21 protein-coding genes are annotated in these 20,792 nt (G+C 41.7%); 12 read left to right on the forward strand and 9 right to left on the reverse strand.

Annotated elements, in window-relative coordinates:
- Window positions 1-70: 70 nt before the first annotated feature.
- On the forward strand, window positions 71-820 hold the full coding sequence (gene nfsA / locus ACTJJQ_RS10030) for an oxygen-insensitive NADPH nitroreductase (RefSeq protein WP_017368283.1): 750 nt from the start codon (window positions 71-73) through the stop codon (window positions 818-820).
- 54 nt (window positions 821-874) lie between these two features.
- Entirely contained in the window at window positions 875-1,879 is a 1,005-nt protein-coding gene (locus tag ACTJJQ_RS10035; protein WP_327872015.1) for an LLM class flavin-dependent oxidoreductase, read from the forward strand.
- A gap of 11 nt (window positions 1,880-1,890) precedes the next feature.
- Here the strand turns inward: ACTJJQ_RS10035 and ACTJJQ_RS10040 are convergent, their stop codons facing one another.
- Complete coding sequence (locus ACTJJQ_RS10040) at window positions 1,891-2,118, reverse strand: hypothetical protein (RefSeq protein WP_024719490.1); 228 nt, start codon at window positions 2,116-2,118, stop codon at window positions 1,891-1,893.
- Between the two features lie 81 nt (window positions 2,119-2,199).
- Window positions 2,200-4,623 carry a S8 family serine peptidase gene (locus ACTJJQ_RS10045; protein WP_440600164.1) on the reverse strand — a complete coding sequence of 808 codons (2,424 nt, stop codon included), beginning with the start codon at window positions 4,621-4,623 and terminating at the stop codon, window positions 2,200-2,202.
- Window positions 4,624-5,124: 501 nt separating this feature from the next.
- Between ACTJJQ_RS10045 and ACTJJQ_RS10050 the strand changes: the two genes are divergently transcribed.
- The 5 genes from ACTJJQ_RS10050 to ACTJJQ_RS10070 all read left to right on the forward strand — a co-directional run bounded on the left by ACTJJQ_RS10050 (window position 5,125) and on the right by ACTJJQ_RS10070 (window position 9,851).
- Window positions 5,125-5,403 (forward strand): hypothetical protein, encoded by a 279-nt coding sequence (locus ACTJJQ_RS10050; protein WP_440600165.1) that lies wholly within the window; start codon window positions 5,125-5,127, stop codon window positions 5,401-5,403.
- Window positions 5,404-5,454: 51 nt separating this feature from the next.
- Entirely contained in the window at window positions 5,455-6,288 is an 834-nt protein-coding gene (locus tag ACTJJQ_RS10055; protein ID WP_026050173.1) for a PRD domain-containing protein, read from the forward strand.
- Window positions 6,289-6,543: 255 nt separating this feature from the next.
- Window positions 6,544-7,932 (forward strand): sucrose-specific PTS transporter subunit IIBC, encoded by a 1,389-nt coding sequence (locus tag ACTJJQ_RS10060; RefSeq protein ID WP_008345474.1) that lies wholly within the window; start codon window positions 6,544-6,546, stop codon window positions 7,930-7,932.
- Between the two features lie 19 nt (window positions 7,933-7,951).
- Window positions 7,952-9,409 (forward strand): sucrose-6-phosphate hydrolase, encoded by a 1,458-nt coding sequence (locus ACTJJQ_RS10065; protein ID WP_440600187.1) that lies wholly within the window; start codon window positions 7,952-7,954, stop codon window positions 9,407-9,409.
- Window positions 9,410-9,596: 187 nt separating this feature from the next.
- Window positions 9,597-9,851 carry a hypothetical protein gene (locus ACTJJQ_RS10070; protein WP_008359596.1) on the forward strand — a complete coding sequence of 85 codons (255 nt, stop codon included), beginning with the start codon at window positions 9,597-9,599 and terminating at the stop codon, window positions 9,849-9,851.
- 387 nt (window positions 9,852-10,238) lie between these two features.
- On the opposite strand, the gene ACTJJQ_RS10075 is transcribed toward ACTJJQ_RS10070, so the two are convergent.
- The 3 genes from ACTJJQ_RS10075 to ACTJJQ_RS10085 form a co-directional block, all read right to left on the reverse strand.
- Complete coding sequence (locus ACTJJQ_RS10075; protein WP_440600166.1) at window positions 10,239-11,093, reverse strand: hypothetical protein; 855 nt, start codon at window positions 11,091-11,093, stop codon at window positions 10,239-10,241.
- Window positions 11,094-11,976: 883 nt separating this feature from the next.
- A complete protein-coding gene (locus tag ACTJJQ_RS10080) occupies window positions 11,977-12,786 on the reverse strand; it encodes a bifunctional hydroxymethylpyrimidine kinase/phosphomethylpyrimidine kinase (RefSeq protein ID WP_008343648.1) in 810 nt (269 codons plus the stop codon).
- A gap of 126 nt (window positions 12,787-12,912) precedes the next feature.
- Entirely contained in the window at window positions 12,913-13,218 is a 306-nt protein-coding gene (locus ACTJJQ_RS10085) for a general stress protein (protein WP_017368274.1), read from the reverse strand.
- A 127-nt stretch (window positions 13,219-13,345) separates the two neighbouring features.
- On the opposite strand from ACTJJQ_RS10085, the gene ACTJJQ_RS10090 reads away from it, so the two are divergent.
- Together ACTJJQ_RS10090 and ACTJJQ_RS10095 are read left to right on the forward strand one after the other, a co-directional pair.
- Complete coding sequence (locus tag ACTJJQ_RS10090; protein WP_007497795.1) at window positions 13,346-14,173, forward strand: glycosyltransferase family 2 protein; 828 nt, start codon at window positions 13,346-13,348, stop codon at window positions 14,171-14,173.
- The gene (locus ACTJJQ_RS10095; RefSeq protein WP_017360124.1) at window positions 14,170-14,856 is read left to right on the forward strand and encodes a uracil-DNA glycosylase; all 687 of its coding nucleotides are present in this window, start codon (window positions 14,170-14,172) and stop codon (window positions 14,854-14,856) included. The genes ACTJJQ_RS10090 and ACTJJQ_RS10095 overlap by 4 nt, the downstream gene beginning before the upstream one ends.
- Window positions 14,857-14,882: 26 nt before the next feature.
- On the opposite strand, the gene ACTJJQ_RS10100 is transcribed toward ACTJJQ_RS10095, so the two are convergent.
- Window positions 14,883-16,241, reverse strand: a complete 1,359-nt coding sequence (locus ACTJJQ_RS10100) for an aldehyde dehydrogenase (protein WP_440600167.1) — start codon at window positions 16,239-16,241, stop codon at window positions 14,883-14,885.
- Between the two features lie 172 nt (window positions 16,242-16,413).
- Here ACTJJQ_RS10100 and ACTJJQ_RS10105 point away from each other — a divergent pair, with 172 nt between their 5' ends.
- The 3 genes from ACTJJQ_RS10105 to ACTJJQ_RS10115 all read left to right on the forward strand — a co-directional run bounded on the left by ACTJJQ_RS10105 (window position 16,414) and on the right by ACTJJQ_RS10115 (window position 18,529).
- Window positions 16,414-16,746, forward strand: coding sequence for a YwdI family protein (locus ACTJJQ_RS10105; RefSeq protein WP_008343634.1), 333 nt, complete (start codon window positions 16,414-16,416; stop codon window positions 16,744-16,746).
- Window positions 16,747-16,779: 33 nt separating this feature from the next.
- Window positions 16,780-18,090 (forward strand): purine/pyrimidine permease, encoded by a 1,311-nt coding sequence (locus tag ACTJJQ_RS10110; protein WP_007497786.1) that lies wholly within the window; start codon window positions 16,780-16,782, stop codon window positions 18,088-18,090.
- Between the two features lie 67 nt (window positions 18,091-18,157).
- Window positions 18,158-18,529 (forward strand): DUF423 domain-containing protein, encoded by a 372-nt coding sequence (locus ACTJJQ_RS10115; protein ID WP_003215282.1) that lies wholly within the window; start codon window positions 18,158-18,160, stop codon window positions 18,527-18,529.
- A 42-nt stretch (window positions 18,530-18,571) separates the two neighbouring features.
- On the opposite strand, the gene ACTJJQ_RS10120 is transcribed toward ACTJJQ_RS10115, so the two are convergent.
- The 3 genes from ACTJJQ_RS10120 to ACTJJQ_RS10130 form a co-directional block, all read right to left on the reverse strand.
- A complete protein-coding gene (locus ACTJJQ_RS10120; protein WP_007497783.1) occupies window positions 18,572-19,189 on the reverse strand; it encodes a cupin domain-containing protein in 618 nt (205 codons plus the stop codon).
- A 131-nt stretch (window positions 19,190-19,320) separates the two neighbouring features.
- Entirely contained in the window at window positions 19,321-19,863 is a 543-nt protein-coding gene (gene gerQ, locus ACTJJQ_RS10125) for a spore coat protein GerQ (RefSeq protein ID WP_007497781.1), read from the reverse strand.
- A 223-nt stretch (window positions 19,864-20,086) separates the two neighbouring features.
- Window positions 20,087-20,761: a YIP1 family protein gene (locus ACTJJQ_RS10130; protein ID WP_041091354.1), complete on the reverse strand. Its 675-nt coding sequence runs from the start codon at window positions 20,759-20,761 to the stop codon at window positions 20,087-20,089.
- Window positions 20,762-20,792 lie beyond the last annotated feature (31 nt).

Genomic DNA, 20,792 nt, shown 5'->3' on the forward strand with positions numbered 1-20,792 from the left:
CGTGAGTTCTAACTTTTGAAAAGCAATGTTCATTTGACTTATGATAGTAGGAGTGAAGGAGGTCTTCGAATTGAATAAAACGATAGAAACCATCTTAAATCATCGGTCCATCCGTTCGTTTACAGATGAGCGTCTGACAGAGGAAGAAGTGCTGACACTTATCAAAAGTGCGCAGGCTGCTTCGACATCAAGCTATGTACAGGCGTATAGTATCATTGGTGTAACAGATCAGGAGAAGAAGGCGAAACTTGCTGAACTGGCTGGAAATCAGCCATACGTTGAGAAGAATGGGCATTTTTTTGTTTTCTGTGCAGACTTGAAACGCCACGACTATATCGCAAAAAAAGCAGGAAAGAACCATCAAGAAGCGCTTGAGAATACTGAAGCCTTTCTTATCAGTGTGATTGATGCGGCGCTCGCTGCGCAAAATGTCAGTGTCGCCGCAGAATCTATGGGACTTGGCATCTGCTATATCGGTGGACTGCGTAATCAGCTGAAGGAAGTATCCGAACTACTTGAAACACCTTCCTATGTGCTGCCGCTATTCGGTCTGGCCATAGGACATCCTGCCAATCCATCATCTCAAAAGGAACGGCTGCCCGTTGAGCTGATCTATCATGAAAACACATATCAGCAAGACGAAGCTCATGTGGATCGTTATTTAAAAGAATACGATGATCGTATTTCATCATATTATGAAGAACGAACAAACGGTGAGAGAAAAGATACATGGTCTGAGCAAATGCTTCGAGGCTTTAGCCAGCCAAAACGTGCTTTCCTCGGAGATTTTGTGAAAGAGAAGGGCTTTAATCGAAAATAAATCAGGAAATCCCCCTTTCGAGTGAGAGAGGGGGATTTGTGTAAGAGGTGCGACATCATGAAATTAAGTATACTCGATCAATCTCCTTTGATTGGAGATGCGACGCCTGCTGAGGCACTGAAGCAAACCGTCGAGCTGGCGAAGCAGGCAGAGAAATGGGGCTATCATCGTTTTTGGGTATCAGAGCATCACTTTTCAAACCGGCTCGCAGGATCGAGTCCAGAGGTGCTTCTCGGTCATTTATCAGCTGTGACGTCACATATCCGTATTGGTTCAGGCGGTGTCATGCTGCCCCACTACAGTGCCTATAAAGTAGCAGAGAACTTCAGAGTGCTCGAAGCCTTGGCTCCGGGAAGAATTGATCTTGGCATTGGACGTGCTCCTGGAGGTATGCCGATCTCCTCCATTGCCCTTCATCATGGAGAACGGAAGCGACTGGGTGATCAATACCCTGAGCAGGTAGAAGAATTAAGGGTGTATTTACATGATTTAGCCGATGAATTTTATCCGCTGCCTCACCTGACTGCTTCTCCTAAGGTAGAAACTGCCCCAGAGGTATGGATGTTAGGTTCTTCTGGAGGAAGTGCACGGCTTGCCGCAAAAGCAGGTGCAGGCTATACGTTTGCTCTTTTCATTAATGGAGAAGGCGGAGAAGACTCTGTGTCGCAGTATATCAGCCGATTTGAACCTTCAGAATTTGGTGATGAGCCGCGTGTCAGTCTTGCGGTCTTCGTTTTATGTGCAGAAACAGAGGAACAGGCAGAAAAATTGGCTGTTAGCTTAGATTTATCATTATTAGCTAACGAACAAGGACAGAACCTTGGCGGCTTTCCTTCATTTGAACAGGCAAAGGCCTATTCCTACAGTCCATATGAACAAAAACGAGTAGCAGCCAATCGACAGAGAATGGTTGTTGGCACGCCGTCCTCTGTGAAGCAACAGCTGACAGCACTCGCAAAGGCGTATCGTACAGATGAAGTGATTGCTGTGACCATCACACATCACATGCAAGACCGTCTCACATCGTATCGTTTATTAAAAGAAGCTTTTGATGCATAACGTATGTCATTTTACCATTTGCGCAGCCAATAAAAGGGATAGAGGAGCATCATGGTGAGAATAAAGGCGGCTGTCACCGCCAAGCTAAGCGGATAAATGCAGGTGGTATAGACAGTCAGTTCACATGCTTGATGAAAAGGACGAGGCTGTTTTGCATGTAAAAAGGTAAAAAAATAAACCAAGGTGATCGTGAGAAAAAAAGCCGTCATAAAAGAAACGATCCATAGCCATATCAACATGAATTTCTCTTTCCTCCATACATGATAGAAAAGCCTTGTTGAGCTGATGGGCTCATACAAGGCTTTTTATGTGATTCTTGTTTATTCAGGATAAATATCGAATGGTTCTTTCGTTTGAACCGTATCTGATTTACCTTTCAGGCTCGCATACGCAAGCATTGTATACTCACCTGCTTCTAACTTCTGTCCTTTATTGATCGTGCCATTCCATTTCACACGATGCTCTCCTTTATCAACATGTTGATAAACTCCTGCTTCACCTAAATACTCTCCATCTGTCGAGTAGACGAGGAATGCAAGGTTCTCAGCACCGCCTGGGAGATAGCTGCTAATAACATAGCTTCCAGCACGGTTATCCGGCTCTACAGAAACCGAAGTGACGCGCGGGTAATCAGGCTCTTTTACAATCAATAAAGTAGGGATTTCAGTGACCTTTCTGCCATTTTCGCGAATGGTGATACTGCCTTGGTACGTTCCTTTTTTCGTTTTCCCATAATTCACTTGTACTGCGGAAGTAAAGGACCCTGTGGAATTCCCTTTCACTGTGATTTTTTTCGTGCCGTTTGTGCTAATGCCGTTGCCATCGAACTTGTAATCAATGGTATAGGTTTTCGGCGCTTTTGACAGGTTTTCTACCTTGAACTTCTTCGTTTTGATTTGAACGCCCTTTTCTTTTAAGAAAGTGCCGTACGAATAGCTTGCATCAGACACAATAGAAGACGCTTGAAGTGATTCGATGATTCGAACGCTGCCTGTGCCCTGCGTATTGTGAGGGAACGGGCTGCCATTTGGGTCATACAATGTTTCTGCTGTATTCATCATCAGCGCTTTAATTTGCTCTGTAGAATACGATGGTTTTGCTTGTTTAATAATCGTTGCTACTCCGGCTACATGAGGAGATGCCATGCTTGTTCCTTGCTTAGATCCATAGCCGTATGGCTGAGATGGATCGTGTGTCGGAATGGTGCTGACAATACTCACGCCAGGTGCTGAAAGATCTGGTTTGATCATCCACGTATCGACAACAGGTCCACGAGATGAGAAGTCAGCGACTTGTTCACTTAACTCTTTTACAAATTGAATCGAGAAAGTCGTTGTATTGTTACCAGCCTCAATGGCTTTAACAAGCGCTGTTCCTTCCGCTTTTGACAGCTTAATCGTCGGAAGGGCTAGACCTGGTACATCCACAGGGATTTCTCCATCGGTATTGTTGTACATGACAACGCCGATCGCACCAGCAGCCTTCGCATTGTCCACTTTATCAACAAAGGCAATGGCTCCACGTTCAATCACTGCCACCTTTCCTTTGACATCGATGTTTTCAAAAGCTTTTTCGTCACCGATGCCTGCTTGGACGAGTGTGACTTGTTTTTGGTCAAGTGCTTTTAAATCATTTTCTTGATAGTAGCCCATCACTTTTGCTGTTGAATAGTTCGGGAATTTCACGTTGTATAGACTGTACGGAAGCTGAGTGGCTCCGACAGAAATAGCATCTCTTGATGTCCCAGGAGATCCAACGGTCCAGCTGTTCGGCCCACTGTTTCCATTTGATGTCACAGCGACAACCCCTTCAGACATGGCCCAATCCAGCGCGATGCTTGTTGCATAATCAGGGTTATTCACACTGTTTCCAAGAGAAAGGTTCATGACATCGGCTCCGTCAGTGACAGCCCGGTCGATGCCTGCAAGGACATTTTCAGTTGTTCCTGATCCGCCTGGTCCAAGGACACGGTAGGCAAGAAGGGTAGCATCTTTTGCGACACCTTTAATTTGTCCATTTGCCGCAATTGTTCCTGCGACGTGTGTACCATGATCTGTCGATTCGCCTCTAGGATCTCCTTTTGGTGTTTCTTGTGGAGAATAGTCATTATCAACAAAGTCATAGCCTTTGTATAATCCGAAGTTTCCTTTTAAATCAGGGTGGGTATAGTCTACGCCAGTATCAATGACAGCGACTTTTACTCCTTTTCCAGAGTAGCCGGCATCCCAAGCTTTTGGGGCACCGATAAATGGAGCACTTTTATCCATGAGTGGAGAGACATCCTCATTAGGAAGCTGGACGCTTTTCTTTTTCACTTCATCTGTTTGATATGTAACATCCGGATAAACGGCTTTTACTCCGTCAACTGCGAGCAGTTTCGGGATTTCGTTTGCAGGAAGTTTCATAGAGAAACCAGAGAAGACTTTTTCATATTCTTGACGAACACTTGCTTTATCTAACTTTTTGAGTGCTGCATTCTTTACTTTCGTTCGAGATTTTTTGAGAGAGGCTTTTGTTTGTGCTTCGCCTTCTTGCTTGGCTTCAACTAAGGATTTTTCCTTTAATTCAACAATGACAGTGGTGTGTTTTCTAGACTTAACATTGATTTCGCCGAAGATTTCTGCTTTTTCCAGTTCCACCTGTTTGTTCGATGGAGCGGCAGCAGCCTGACCTGAAAAGAATGTGGATAAGGTAAAAATAGTGGAGAACAATAGAACAGAAGAACGAGAGATTACTTTTTTCAATTAATTTTCCCCTTTCTAGCTGTGTATTTAGGGAGATAGCCTTTCTTTTTGTGGATAAATAGGAAAGATTCACTGCCCGTTATTAAGTATTCCATACGATGAAACCAATTCCTTTACTAAAATGGTCTTATTTTACATAGTCATAAAGAACTATTTTGTTTATAAAGTCACACTTATGCACAATAATCTGTTGATAACTCGATTATTCAGATATATATATGGAAAATAAAAAAATCTCATACACAAAATCTAGTAAGAGGGTGTTGATATGTGGATAAACTCTGTTGATAAGATGTGCTTATCTTTGGGATAGTGTGTGTATAAAATTTTCATAGAAACATTGTGGAACATGATCATCTTCTGCACTTTTCAACAAAACTTCTGAAAACTAGTTCGTTTTTTCACCCAGATTGTGACAAACCTCTCTTTTTTCTCGGGATATGATAGGAACAGTTAATTTGCTAGAACTGCTAGATTCTAAGGAAATCGGAGGGATGTTCAGTGAAGAAATGGAAGAACTGGTTGAGTGTATGGTTTGGTTTTGTGATGAATGTGCTTGTGAATCCTGGTGAGCTGCTGAAGAAGCAAGGGGTGAAAGTGACAGCAGTGGATGGAGTATTCTTTCTTGCGGTGAATGAGAGAAAGCTAGAGAAACTGGCAGATGAAAAGAAGAAAAAGCGCAGGACAGAAAAGCCGTTTCAAGAAAGTCTGATGATGCTTTATGAAAAGACAACGAGAGAGGCGCGTGCCGGTCCGTTCTTATCTTTACAGAAAAGTTGAAACAGGGTAAAATCCCACATAAGACACGTTATCTGTGGGAGAGGATGCCCCTTGAAGATATATAAAATATTGAATAACAATGCAGTGGTTGTAAAGGAGGGTGATCAGGAGAAAATTGTGATGGGGCCCGGAATTGCTTTTCAGAAGGGGAAAAATGACGTCGTTCCCGTTCAAAAAATAGAGAAGATTTTTGTTGTGCGTGAAGAAAATGAGAAATTCAAACAAATTCTTGCGACATTGCCAGAAGCGCATATTGAGGTGGCAGAGCATATTATTAGTTATGCAGAGGGTGAACTCATGATGCCGCTCAGTGATCATATCCACATCTCACTGACAGATCATTTATCCTTTGCCATTGAACGCGTTCAAAAAGGCATTGTGCTATATAATAAATTGCTTGGTGAGATCAAAGTCTTATATAAGCAGGAATATGATATTGGAAAGTATGCCATTCGTTATGTAAAGGAGCGGCTTGGGGTTGACCTGCCGGACGATGAGGCAGGGTATGTGGCGCTTCATATTCATACGGCCAAAATGAATACGGAGTCCATGAAGAAGACGGTCAAATACACAACGATGATCAAAGAAATGATCGAGCATATCGAAAGCGTTTTTGAGCGCTCGATTGATGAGGATAGTATTTCATATCAGCGGCTTGTGACACATTTGAGGTATGCATTAGGCAGGTTGGAATCGAATGAAGCATTTCAAATCATGGACGATGACATGCTGACTTTTATCCAAACAAAGTATGATTCGGCTTACCGGTGTGCACTTGGACTGGCTGATTTGCTGAAAAAAGAATATGGACTTCATCTCCCTGAATCGGAGATCGGCTACATCACGCTGCATGTCCAGCGTCTGCAGGATGCCGAATTGGTGTAAAGGTTGTGCCTGTCCGCAGGCTTTTTTTTATGCACACTACTCTAATTAGTGTATATGGGTCATTTGATTCGAAAAAATAGGTTGACGCAGGTCACGCTCTTATACTATGATGAAAGCGTAATCAAAAACCAATATCGTGGGATTGTGACTGTCAGGCAGGCAAGACCTAAAATTTGCGTAACGAGGGGACGTGTATGTCCTTTAATCGTTAGTGAATTTTAGGTCTTTTTTGTTTTAAAAAAAGGGGGAGACAACATGGATTATCAAAAAACAGCCAAAGAATTAACAACATTATTAGGCGGCAAAGAAAATGTCATTAGCGCAACACATTGTGCCACACGACTCCGATTGGTGATGAAAGATGAGGCGTTGATTGACAAAGATGCCATTGAAGAACTTGAGGGTGTGAAGGGTGCCTTCTCAAGCTCGGGTCAATTCCAGATCATATTTGGAACAGGTTCTGTCAACAAAGTATATGAGCCTTTTGCTCGTGAGGCGGGTCTTGAGGCAGACGACGAGAATCAAAAACCTGCCAGCCATGATGAAGCCGTGAAGCAAAAAATGAATCCACTTGCACGTTTTGCTAAGACGCTATCGAATATTTTTGTACCAATCATTCCAGCGATTGTAGCAAGCGGTTTATTAATGGGCCTATTAGGTATGATGAAAGCCTTCAAATGGGCTGATCCAAGCTCTGCCATCTTCCAAATGCTAGATATGTTCTCAAGTGCTGCCTTTATCATTTTACCGATTTTAATTGGGGTTAGTGCAGCCAAAGAGTTTGGTGGAAATCCATATTTAGGAGCTGTCATTGGGGGCATTATGATTCACCCGAGCTTGCTGAATCCATGGGGACTGACAGACGCAAAACCAGAATATATGCATCTATTCAACTTTGATATTGCGCTTCTTGGTTACCAAGGAACGGTCATTCCCGTGTTATTGACTGTGTATATCATGTGCGTGATTGAAAAGAATTTAAGAAAAGTTGTGCCGAACAGTATTGATTTACTTGTGACGCCGTTTGTGACGGTGATTGTGACTGGATTTGTGACGTTTATTGCTGTAGGACCTCTAGGGAGAATGCTTGGTACAGGAATCTCAAATGCACTCACTTATGTTTATGACCATGCAGGATTCTTAGCTGGACTTATTTTTGGAGGCGCTTATTCTTTAATTGTACTGACAGGTGTTCATCACAGCTTCCATGCGATTGAGGCAGGACTTCTAAATGATATTGGACGGAATTATTTGCTGCCGATCTGGGCCATGTCAAACGTCGCTCAAGGCGGAGCTGGGCTAGCGGTCTTTTTCTTAGCAAAGCGTGCAAAAACAAAAGAAATTGCATTACCAGCAGCATTTTCTGCTTTCTTAGGTATTACAGAGCCGGTCATATTCGGTGTGAATCTTCGTTATCGTAAGCCATTTATTGCTGCAATGATCGGAGGCGCATTAGGCGGGGCGTTTGTCGTCTTCACGAAGGTAGCCGCCAACGCTTATGGTTTAACAGGGATTCCGATGATTGCCATTGCAGCCCCATTCGGTTTACAAAATGTGGTAAATTATGTTATTGGTATGTTAATAGCTGTTGCTGTTTCATTTATTCTTACCATCATCTTTAAAGTCAAAGAAGTCGAAAAATAATCAAGGAGTGGTCACAGTGATGACAACAACGGACGCAGCACTTCGTCAAAAGGTAACAGATCGTATTCGAAACTATGAGCATTTGGTGAAAAAAGATGTGTACCGTCAGAACTTCCATTTAATGCCCCCAGTTGGTCTTTTAAATGACCCGAATGGATTGATTCAGTGGAAGGGAGTCTATCATGTATTTTATCAGTGGCAGCCATTTAAAACTGGACATGGGGCAAAATTCTGGGGTCACTACACATCAACCGATCTAGTGAATTGGCAGCATGAAGAGGCTGCCCTCACGCCAAGTGATTGGTTTGATCAAAATGGCTGTTATTCTGGCAGTGCAGTCATTGACGATGGTCGTATGTACGTGATGTATACCGGAAATGTCCGTGATGAGCAAGGGAACCGTGAGACATATCAATGTTTAGCTGTGTCAGAGGATGGGGTTCATTTTGAGAAAAAAGGTGTCGTGGCGACTTTGCCAGCGGGATTCACTGCACATTTTCGTGACCCGAAGGTGTGGAAGCGGAATGGAAAGTGGTACATGGTCCTTGGAGCACAAAGTGAAGATCTCAAAGGACATCTTGTCTTATTTACATCTGATACATTAGACAATTGGACGTTTCAAGGTATTATTGCAGGCAGTGGAAAGAATGGATTAGATCATTTCGGATACATGTGGGAATGTCCAGATCTGTTTGAATTAGATGGTCAGGATATATTGATCGTGTCACCACAGGGGCTGAAGCCTGATGGATTCAAATACAACAATACACATCAATCTGGTTATTTTGTTGGTACATTGGATGATCGTACCTACCAATATACGCATGGAGCGTTTGATGAGCTGGATCGTGGCTTTGACTTTTATGCACAGCAGACTTTCCAAGATGAATCGGGCAGACGCATTTTAATGGGATGGATGGGTGTACCAGATCAAGGAGAAGAGCATCACCCAACTGTCTCTTATCAATGGATCCATTGTTTGACGATTCCGAGAGAGCTTCGTTTAGATGATGAAGGACGTCTTATTCAACAGCCGGTAAGTGAACTTCGATCTATGCGGACAAATGAGCAGGAGCATGTTTTTCACGTTAAACGATCTGTTCATTCCATTCCTGTTGAAGATATGACGAGCGCAGAGGTATTCATTGATCAAATTGAAACACAAAAAGGGTTTGAATGCTGTATCCGTGCTGCTGCTCGTATCATTTATGATAAAGATGAAGGCAAACTAACGTTAGAGCGAGATCGATTTGAAGATCGAACAAAGGAAGTTCGTGCAGTAGAAATTGAGGAATTACAGGATCTGCATATCTTTATTGATGCATCATCGATTGAGATTTTTGTCAACGGAGGCCGGGAAGTATTTACTGCACGTTACTTTCCTTCCCCGGGAAATAAATCAATCTCCATCAGTGGTAGAAATGAAACGAAGCTTAAATTGAAGACGTGGCATTTGCAAAAAGAAGCAGATCATTGATCTGCTTTTTCTAGTGAGATCAGCCTGTATCTTAAAGCCTATATCATGTATATACAAGGTTGGCCTGAAGCGGTTTGATGACGTTTTACATATATGATAACAGGTTCAATTATGGTATCATTTTAAAATATATACAGCTGAGGCTGACGTTTATCCAAATGCGGTAGGACAAAAAGGGGTTGTTTACTTGAATTCAAAACAGCAGCCGACGACTAGAAAACGCTTGGAGACAATGGCAGATCATGTTGAAGATAAACGTGAAGAATATAAAGAATTGCTAATTCAAGTCCAATCTATTCTCGGTGAACCTTCTCTAGAGCAGGAAGAATTAAAAGAGAAGCTGTCAGATACGTATAAACAAATGAAAGAATATGCCTTATTTGTTGAATCCATTGAAGCCTTTATTCGAAAAATGGCGAAGGAATCCGATCAGCAAAAGTAGGTAAAAAATTATGGTGAAAGAGTGTACCTGGGTGCGGGTATGCTTTTTTTATTTAAAGATTATCTATGTCAGTTTTATTCTAAATCTTAATGTATGATGATAAATAGAAATTTGTAGATAGAATATTTAATGTATATGAGTTTTAAAAGTGCAAGAAACATTACAATGCGGAAGGATAACCATTCTTCTCAAAACGAATGTAGAGAGAACTGATATCCATATTTTATTTAATATATGAGTAGATAGTAAAAATAATCCTAAGGTCTGTCTTAGGATTATTTTTTGAGATTCTTTTATGTATTTCTTGAACCCACTTTCAATCCAGTAAAGTGAGATCAATTATTGTATTTTGTATCTTATTGAATTGTGGAATTTATTTTTATGGCTTTAATAATAGTTTTTGATCTCCGTATATAACATTTCTTCTAGTTTTTTTTCCTCTAGTATACTAAGGACTGTTACAGCTTTTTCAGTATACTCTTCAGGTGAAGCCATATTTAAGTTTTTTAGACATATCCCTTTACGACCATAGCAGATGGCCATCTCCCTGTATGCACCATGTTTTTTACAGAGAGGGATTGCTTCTTCTAATACAACTAATGCCGACTTAAATTTATTGTATTTTATTAAAAGAAGCGAAAAATTAACTCGAATATTAATTTCAATTTTATAAGTATCTTGAAAATTCTTATATATATTAAGTCTTTTCAATGCATTCTTTGCTATATGTATAGCCGTTTCTATAGGAAATATAAAAAGTATAGAGTTTATCAGTCTAATATCAATCAGGTACCAATTTTCATGCTTAGAAAGACGTTCCCAAACAGTATCTACGTGATTGCGTGCTTGTTCAATACTACCCGTTTCATGAAGCACTATTAAAGCTGTACAAATACATTGAATATCACTGACCAATTGGTCCTCCGAATCTGATAGCAACCTTTCAGATTCTGTTATCAATTGTCTTAATTTGTTTGGATGATTGAAAGTCGTACGAAAAAAATCGTTAATAAACTTTTGCCTTCGAGTATATTGAAAATCGTTCATAATATAGTGAAACTCATCTAAAGAAACGTCTACTTTTTCCAGTAAAGCCATAAAAGATGACGCAAGTATGTCGATTCGATGTAGTTCAAACTTTGAATAAGCACTTTGTGATAGTAAACCACTAGAAACATAATGCTGAGTATATCCTTTGTTCTTTCTAATTGATCGCATAGTCCGTCCTATATTGTTAAGCAATTTTAATGTCCCCTTTCAGTCTTATTTGACTAAAATGTTATGAATGGTTCACACCATAATATAATAAATGCTGGAAATTGAAAAAAGCGTAGAGAACTATTTATAAACAGCATTACAAATATAGAGGAGGGTTGACTAAATGATAATTTGGGCTTTAATCACTACAATAGTATCTTTTATTTTAATTTTTTATTTTTGGAATGAAGATAGAAAAACATCATATGTATTCATAATGGCGACTATTTTTCTTATTTTCCTTGACCTTGGTTTAATATTTATTTGAGTATTAAAATTGTGTTCATTTTGCAGGTTGAAATAAGAATATTTGTCGTGATGATGATTTCTCGCCTAATATTAATAATTGCTTCTATAAACTTTAAAGAATACTTAGGTAATAGAGAAGTAATCGTCGATGTTGTTGTACCGAAATAAAAAATTTCTTTTGATATCAAATCAGGAGAAGTTCGACTTAAAGAGTACCAAAAATTGTCGCTTTATGTGACCTCTATGTTCTACGGAAGATATGGAAAGGTATCTTTGGTAAAGATAGTATCAAAACGAATTAAGATTGATTAAATCAAATGAATGGAACATTCGGAGTTTATAAAAATAGGAAAATTCAGGAAATATCTAAGTGGAAGAACTCTTATAATGACTGAGCGGAAGGCTTGTAATACTGAAATAAGTTGAACCCCCAAAATTGACTTATTACATATAGAATGCAACAAATATAAAAAGGGAGTTCAACTGTTGATGAATTGTGCAATATTAAAGGAATGACTAGTTTACACATCAATACGCTCTGTAAGTTTTATAAATTACTTTGAAATTTATTTATACATATGGTTTATTGCGTTGCTTCTGTATCCTTTGAGTTTTCAACTTATTTGTCCAAACGATGTGCGGAATGTTTCGTTGGTCCGATGTATTCGTTTAGTTGGAAAGAGCCTTTAATGGCAGCTGTGATGAATTCTTTTGCTGCATAAATGGCTTCTTTCACGTCTGAGCCGTTGGCTAGTTCAGCTGTGACTGCGGCTGAGAATGTGCAGCCTGCGCCGTGTGTGTATTCTGTGTCGATCTTATCTGTTTCAAGGCGTTCGAAGGTTTGTCCATCATAAAGCAAGTCAATCGCTTTATCTGGGCTTAGCTTGCCGCCGCCAGTGATGACAACATATTTTGCACCAAGTTCATGGATGCGTTTTGCGGCTTCTTCCATTTGTTCCATCGTTTTGATTTCGCCAATGCCGCTTAATTGACCTGCTTCGAAAAGGTTAGGTGTGATAACTGTTGCCAGTGGTGTGAGCTTTTCGCGCAATGCTTCAGCGTGCTCTGGGTAAAGGACTTCGTTCGCACCTTTACATACCATAACAGGATCAATGACGACATTTTTCAGCTCATATGTTTTGATCGTTTCAGCTGCGAGTTCAATGACGTCAACTGTTGGCAGCATACCTGTTTTTAACGCATCTACACCGATGCCTTCAACGATCGTCGAAAGCTGTGCGCGGATGGTTGATGTATCGATTGGAAACACTTGATGATCCCAGTTGTTATGAGGATCCATTGCAACGACAACGGTTAAAGCTGTCATCCCGTAGACGTTTTTTTCTTGAAACGTTTTTAAATCTGCTTGGATACCTGCACCGCCGCTTGAATCCGAACCTGCGATGGTGAGTGCTTTATTCATAGACATAGTTGCTGAACCTCCAATGTGATGTGTAACAGTTACTGTTCTATCCCTTATTATAATCAGCTTTTCCATTTATCACAATGAAACGGCATAAAAAAGCGTTCCACTCTTCATGGAACGCCTCATTCTTTATCTTTTACAAATCACCAATTTCCCTTTTTTCAGCTCCTCTAAAAGCGTTAAGGCTAATTCTTGATCGGCGCCGGTCGACATGATTTTGGCCATCAGTTCATCATCCCTGGTGCGAATGACATTGGCGATTTGATCTAAAATCCCTTGATCGACAGCTGTCATGCTCTTTGCTTCCGTGTACTCAGTAACGGTATCAGAGCGTTCGGGGTCATACGCAAAAACAAATACATCGTCCTTTGCTGACTGTATCTGTTCGATCGTCTGTTTGGCTTCTTTACTATTCTCAACTGTGAAAAATTCCATCATCATCACTCCTTTTCATCAAAAATTCCCATTTTCTCGATCGATCAAACCGTCTTTTATATCATGAGAAGAAAGCCGATTTATGTTTTAATGAAAAAGACGAATCTATTAAAGGAGTTAGGCCGATATGAAGATTTCTTTATTAATTGTGACACATAACCGGCTGAGCGCATTGTGTGAACTGCTTGAATCCATCTCGAGACAAAGCGTACAGCCTTTTGAAATTGTGGTCGTAAATGATGCAGGAGAGCGAGTGGACGTGATTCAGGAACTCTATCCAGAGCTGCCAATCCGCTTGATTCATTTAGATGAGAATGTCCAGCATGTGAACGCAAGAAATGTTGGGGTGCGGGAGCTGACAGGTGACGTCATTATGCTGAGTGATGACGATGATTATTTTACACCTTGTCATATTGAACGTATGAGCAAGGCGCTGGAAGACGCTGATTTTGTCTTTTCGGATGCGGAAATTGTTTCGTTTGAAGAACGAGGTGCGACTCGTTTTCCAGTATCAAGACGTTTGTTTGCTTATACAGCGGACATTGAGGACATGCGTGTTTTTTCTACATATGTTCCTTCTGGCAGTATGTACAAACGCCGCATACATGATGAGATTGGCTATTTTGATCCAGCGATGCATCACTACTGGGACTGGGACTTTTTCCTGCGTGTTACGCAGCATGCACGAGCCAAACGAGTGCCAGCTGCCAGTGTGATCTATGCGTTCTTTGATGGTGGGGGCAATCAGTCGAGTGATCTTGGTGAAACAAGGAAGAACTATTTAGATGATCTGAGTGAAAAGCATGGGCTCGGTGATTTGCCGACAGCGAACTTTGCTGTCCTATTAGAAGAACCAGCGATGAAAAAACGAGAATCAGAGAGTGAGATTGTATGGGATGGAAAACCGATGATCTCAAGATTGGCACAGCAGACAGAAGGAGGACAACCGCAATGAAGCCATTTTTAAATGATAGCTGGTGGGCTGTGATGAAAAGTGAATTTGAACAGCCGTATTATCAGGAATTACGTGAGTGGGTAAAGGAAGAATATCGTACGCAGATCGTGTTTCCAAAGCCAGATGACATTTATCGTGCCCTGCATTTGACGTCGTATGAAGATGTGAAGGTCGTGATTTTGGGACAAGACCCTTATCATGGCCCAGGACAGGCACACGGATTAAGCTTTTCTGTTCAGCCTGGTGTCAAACATCCGCCATCTTTGAGAAATATTTTTCAGGAGCTAAAGGATGACCTCGGCTGTCCGGTCCCTAACCATGGCTCGCTTGTCAGCTGGGCAGAGCAGGGTGTCTTGCTGTTAAACACCGTGCTCACTGTAAGAAAAGGGGAAGCGAACTCGCATAAAGGCAAAGGCTGGGAACGTGTGACAGACCGCGTCATCGACGTCCTGAATGACCGAGATCAGCCAGTCGTTTTTGTGCTTTGGGGCAGACATGCGCAAAATAAAAAAGAACGTATTGATCAAAGCAAGCATTACATCATTGAATCACCCCATCCAAGTCCTTTTTCTGCAAGAAACGGCTTTTTTGGCAGCCGTCCGTTCTCAAAAGTAAACGCCTATTTAAAGCAAATGGGGATCGATGAAATCAACTGGTGTATCAAGGACATCGAATCAAAATAGGACGAGGGGAAATCCCTTCGTCCTGTTTATTTTAAAAATTTACGGACAATGTCGAGTCCGTTTTTCGCATTTGGATAGCGGAAAGAAAAATCAAAGCGATTGGTCTGGCGTAGGACGCTTTTTTCATGGGTAAAGGTGAAAAAGCTTTCTTTTCCATGATATCGTCCGATACCGCTTTCGCCAACGCCACCAAATGGTAAGTATGGAGTGGCGACATGCATCAGCGTATCATTAATGCAGCCCCCGCCAAATGAGAGGTTGTCTAGAATATAAGCTTCTGTTTCATTATTTGTTGTAAATAAGTAAAGAGCGAGGGGCTTCGGTCTTGCCTTAATCATGTCAGCTGCCTCTTGAAGAGAGTCAAATGTGATGACAGGCAAAATAGGTCCGAAAATTTCCTCCTGCATCACAGGATCTTCCCATGTAATGTGATCTAGAATGGTCGGTGCGATTTTGAGCTCTTGTTCATTACGCTGTCCACCTGTCACAATCGTGCCATTTGAGAGAAATTGTGAAAGCCGATCAAAATGACGCTGGCTGACATTTTTTCCGAAATGCGGATTTGTTTCAGGCTGGTTCCCGTAAAAGTCACGGATACAGGTCGTCATTTCACGCAATAGGTCCTCTTTGATCGATTCATGAACAAGTAAATAGTCTGGTGCAATGCATGTTTGACCAGCATTCGTGAATTTACCAAAGGTGATTCGCTTCGCAGCGAGTTTGATGTCTGCATCAGGCATGACAATGCATGGACTTTTTCCGCCGAGCTCAAGTGTGACAGGTGTGAGGTGTTTTGCGGCCGCTTCCATGACGACTTTGCCGACGGCTACACTTCCAGTAAAGAAAATATAATCAAAAGGCAGTTTCAGAAGCTCTGTGCTGACATCCACACCGCCTTCAACGACCGCTGCAAGATCTTCTTGAAACACGCTTTCCACAATCGTACCAATCACGTTTGAGACATGCGGCGTTAATTCTGACGGTTTTAAAGTAACGGCATTTCCGGCAGAAATGGCTCCAACTAATGGCGAAAGGGCCAATTGGAAAGGATAGTTCCAAGGGGCAATAATCAGAACACTTCCGTACGGTTCCTTAATGATCATACTTTTCGATCCGATATGGGTCAGAGGTGTTTTCGCGCGAGATGGTTTGGCCCATTTGTGAAGATGTTTGACGGTATGATTGATCTCTTCATATACCATGCCAATTTCTGTTGTATAAGCTTCCTGTTCGGATTTATGTAAATCATGGGCTAAGGCTTGTAATATGTCCTTTTCATGATGTTTAATGGCTTTTTTCAAATCGTTAAGAAGACGGATTCGTTCTTGAACCACTGGTGTTTGCACGTTTTTTTGTTTGTGAATGAGTTCAGTGAGTTTGCTCATCTTTCAGTCCTTTCAAAGACGATATTGTTTCTTTTTTATTATGTGTGAATCTTGGGTAAGGGTCAAATAAGAGGATCAGAAGCACACAGCTTTGAAAAAATGAACCCATTCGGTTTGTTCATTTGGTAAAATAATGTTGGAAAACGAATTTTTTAGATTGGAGGGTCTACCCTTGAATATTCATATATCAAGTCTGCTTCAAAAAATGGAGGAAGCCATTCAAAAAGCAAAACAAAGTGGAAATGATGAAGAGGTGAAACGTCAAGCGGCGGTCATCTCTTCACTATGTGATGTCATTCTCGACACATCATCACAGGTGCAAATGCCACAGTCTTCGGTCATTTCACCACCTCCATCTATACAGACACCATCTGCACCGGCTGTGTCTACGGATCAAGCCATGCTAGAGAAATTGATGGGCACTAGCGGTGCAAAGAAATTTCAGCATAAAGAAGAGGGTCAACAAGAGAAAGATGGCAACGGTGACTCTATTTTTGATTTTTAATGGTCTTGTCACGACAAAGGGAAGGTGATCGGGTTGAAACTATTTTTGGGCGCCATTCAGTGGATGGCATTTTTTATCGCAGCTTCTATTGCTGTGCCGATTGCGATTGCACAAGCATTTGAATTAAATCAAGTGCAGTCGGCGGAACTGATTCAGAGTACATTCTTTTCACTTGGACTTGTGGCGATGGTGCAGTGTTTATGCGGTCATATGCTGCCGATCAATGAAAGTCCAGCAGGGCTGTGGTGGGGGGTATATACCCTTTATGCAGGCATGACAGGGACGATTTTTGCTACATATCCTGAAACCTTGCAAGCGTTACAAGGGGCGTTAATTTTTAGTGCTGCGTTCTTTTTTATTTTTAGTCTTTTTAAAATCATTAATTGGCTTGCGTCTTTATTTACGCCGGTTGTCACAGGTATTTATTTGCTGCTGCTTGTTGTGCAGTTAAGTCAGCCAATCATGAAAGGGCTGATGGGGATCGGCTATCGGGGAAATCAGGTAGATGGGCTTGTCTTTTGTCTATCGATCTTGATTATTGTCATCACCTTCATGATCAGCCGCTCAAAATGGCATTATTTAAGACAGTTTTCTGTGTTATTTGCACTTGCAGGCGGCTGGCTGTTATTTGCTTTACTCGGACTAGCGAAGCCTGTTCGCATTCCTGAGCAGATCATTGAGTTTCCAAAACTGTTTCCGTTTGGCATGCCGGTCTTTGACAGTGGACTGCTTGTCACGTCCTTTTTTATTACGATCTTACTCATTGTGAATATGTTGGCAAGTATTCGAATTGTGGAAAGTTCCGTCAAGGCATTTGGTGAACTGCGTGAGCGGAAACGAGCCAGACCGGCTGGTTTTGTCGCCGCATTTGGTCATTTGCTGAGCGGACTGATTGGTGCGATTGCGCCTGTTCCTATTTCAGGGGCAGCGGGTTTTATACAAACAACCAAAATTCCATCGAGAAAGCCATTTTTCCTTGGCAGTCTGCTCATTGTCCTCATTAGTTTATTTCCATTATTGATGAGCTTTTTCTCTGCATTGCCTTCACCTGTGGGGCTGGCTGTGAACTTTGTGGTGTTCTCTTCTATGATTGGGATTGCCATGTCTGAATTCGATCAGTATGAAAAAGAAGACATCCCGCGCATTCGATTTGTGCTTGGCATCGCTGTTTTAGCAGGCGTGGGCGCAATGTTTGTGCCGCAGGGGGCATTGAAAGGCATGCATCCTGTGCTGATTTCTTTATTGAGCAATGGTCTTGTGCTTGGCACGCTGATTGCAATTGTGGTCGATCAAGTGCTGCTGCGAAAGAAGAAGAAATCCGACAATCTCGTGTCAGCATCATAGGAAAGTTGAATGTTGGATAAGACCCGCGCTATGATAAACATAATTGACGAGATAAGGAGAATGACGAATGAAACTATTTTTCATATTAGGTGCCATTAACGCCATGCTTGCGGTTGGTCTTGGAGCCTTCGGTGCACATGGACTGGAAGGGAAAATTCCTGAAAAGTATATTGAGATATGGAATAAAGGGGTTCAATATCAGATGTTCCATGCCATTGGCCTGTTTATTGTCGCCTTTCTGGCAGATAAGCTGTCAGGTGTTTCCCTAGTGCCGACCGCTGGCTGGGTGATGCTGGCAGGCATTCTTTTCTTCTCAGGAAGCCTTTATGTGCTTGCCTTGACTCAGGTGAAGATATTAGGTGCCATTACACCAATTGGCGGAGTGGCATTTATCGCTTCTTGGATCATGCTAGTGATTGCAGCAGCAAAAAATTTATAAGCTAGGAAAACCGATGCTCTCATAGGGGCATCGGTTTTTTTCTTAACTCCAATAAGGAGAATAGTTCGGAGGTGCTTGATAATAAGGTACATAGTGGGAAGGGGGGACAGGGTGAGTTTGTGCCTCTTCCTCCCGGTGGCAGAAAGGTCCGATAAACACACCAGGCTTCACAGGCTGCGTCGCCTGTTTCCACTGCGTTTCGTTCATGCAATAAGTATGTGCCATGATGTGAGAAGGCGTGAGGGTTAGAAGGTCTGAACCTAAGATGACTTCTGGTGTCGATGCGTTAAAAATGGCTAACAAATGGGTTTTGTCCTGTAAGGCGACTTCGTAATGCCACCAGCCTTGTGGCACATTGGCTACCTGCCCGGGGGTAATGGTGTAGGTGGACAGCTTTTTTGTAAAAGGGTTCAGCATGGATACAGCAGCAGAGCCGGCGATACAATAAACAAGCTCGGCAGCATTTTGATGATAATGAGGCTCTACTACTTTGCTTTTACTCAAATATATATCCAGCAGAGATACTTGATCGAGCGAATTTAATTGTTTTTTTCCTAAAACATTAATCAGGTTGTGTTGGTCATATTTCACAAGGGGGCTTTGATTCAAATCAAATGAATATTTGACATTCGGCGATGTATAATCCAGCTCAACAGTCATTGATGTCACCTCTAGGCGTTTAATAAAAACTACTAGGCATCTTATGAGCCTTCCCCCGAAGGTGTGTCAAAAACCTAGACAAAAGAAAAAAGCAAGGGCGTCTGCACCTTGCTGTTGATATGAACTTGAGGTTATCTCGGAGAATACGTAGACATCGAGTATGGATAGTCATATTGAATTTCCCCATCAAACGTAATGTAATCAAGATAGATCGTTAACAATAAGTATCGTGTCCCTGTTTTGTTATCACTGATGATAATGTGATCACGTCCTGCGGCCTCAATGACCCCTCTAAAAATCTTAGAGTTCCATTCTTTACTTGCCTCAAACGTCATATAGATCGTGGCTACTTTGCCGCGGTTTAATCGTAAAATATTTTCAATATAGGACTGCTCAAGCGGCAGCTGACCGGTGACGTTCTGCTGATAAATCGGTCCAGAAGGAATTTGATAGGGCTGCCCGCCACTTTGCCCACCTTGGCCTCCTTGTGAAGTACCAGTAGACGGCATTGGCGAATACCCCTGCTGCATTTGACCTTGCATTTGACCCTGCGTTTGGGGAGGGACTGAATAACCCATCTGCTGCGCAGGATACGGATTTGCTCCATATTGTTGCTGGCGAAAATCTTGACCTTCGAAACCCGAACCTTGCCCAAATTGATTTTTCAATTTCATAACGTTCCTCCTCTTTCCTCATGGTGTTCTAAACAGAAGGCAGAAAAGCGCCTGTTGTTTCCATAGCATTCTTTTTCTCTTTCACACTATGAGACAGGAAGAGAGAATATGTACATTGAACGAAAAAAAGGAACTGCTTTGTGCAGTTCCTCAGTATTCAGACAAACCCCGTATTCGTACTGCCTAGACTGCAAAGGTTTCCAACAATCTAAGGAATGCCTGTTTACATCAACCAATTCATAGCCCGCTGGACGTCATAGAGAAGGGTCATGATGAGGAAAAATAAGGCGATCGGTGTGATGGCAATGATAAAGGCCTGCCATATTCTCAGCTTCATCACAGCGACAAGGCCTAAAACAGCCATCCCAAATATCCATGTCTTGGTATACGCATCAACCAGTGGTAAAACACTGAGATAATACCATACTTCATAGTGCTGGTCTAAATAGGGTGAGATTTTCACAAATGTATACGGACCAAGCAACCCCACAGTAAAAATCCAAGTAAGAGCAAATAAGGTGGAAGGAAAAATGACCGTCAGTGTGCAAGCTTTGAGCACAGCTCGATACGGCGCTTTACTGCCAAAAAACAGTCGCCCTAACCACTGTAAAATGAATGAACCGAAAAATAGAAGAAAATTGCCTACTAAAATACCAAAACCTGCTCCGTGTAACAGAATAAAAGGATATGGAATATGATTGCCCATATACTCACTAAAATACCCTTCGTACATCCAGCTAGTACCAGCGATACTTGCAAGGAGTATCATCAGCCACATGGGAATAGAGGTATGTTCATATGAGCGAATAATCGTTTTTGTCGCGACAAAAATTTTAAAGAATCGAAAAAAACCTTTTGCTTCCTCTTCTTGGGAGAGATCACTCTTCATATACTCCAATGTTCTTTACTCCTTTAATACACATAAATGA

Origin of the sequence: Bacillus sp. 22483, from assembly GCF_052044605.1 — a bacterium.
GTDB lineage: Bacteria > Bacillota > Bacilli > Bacillales > Bacillaceae > Bacillus > Bacillus altitudinis.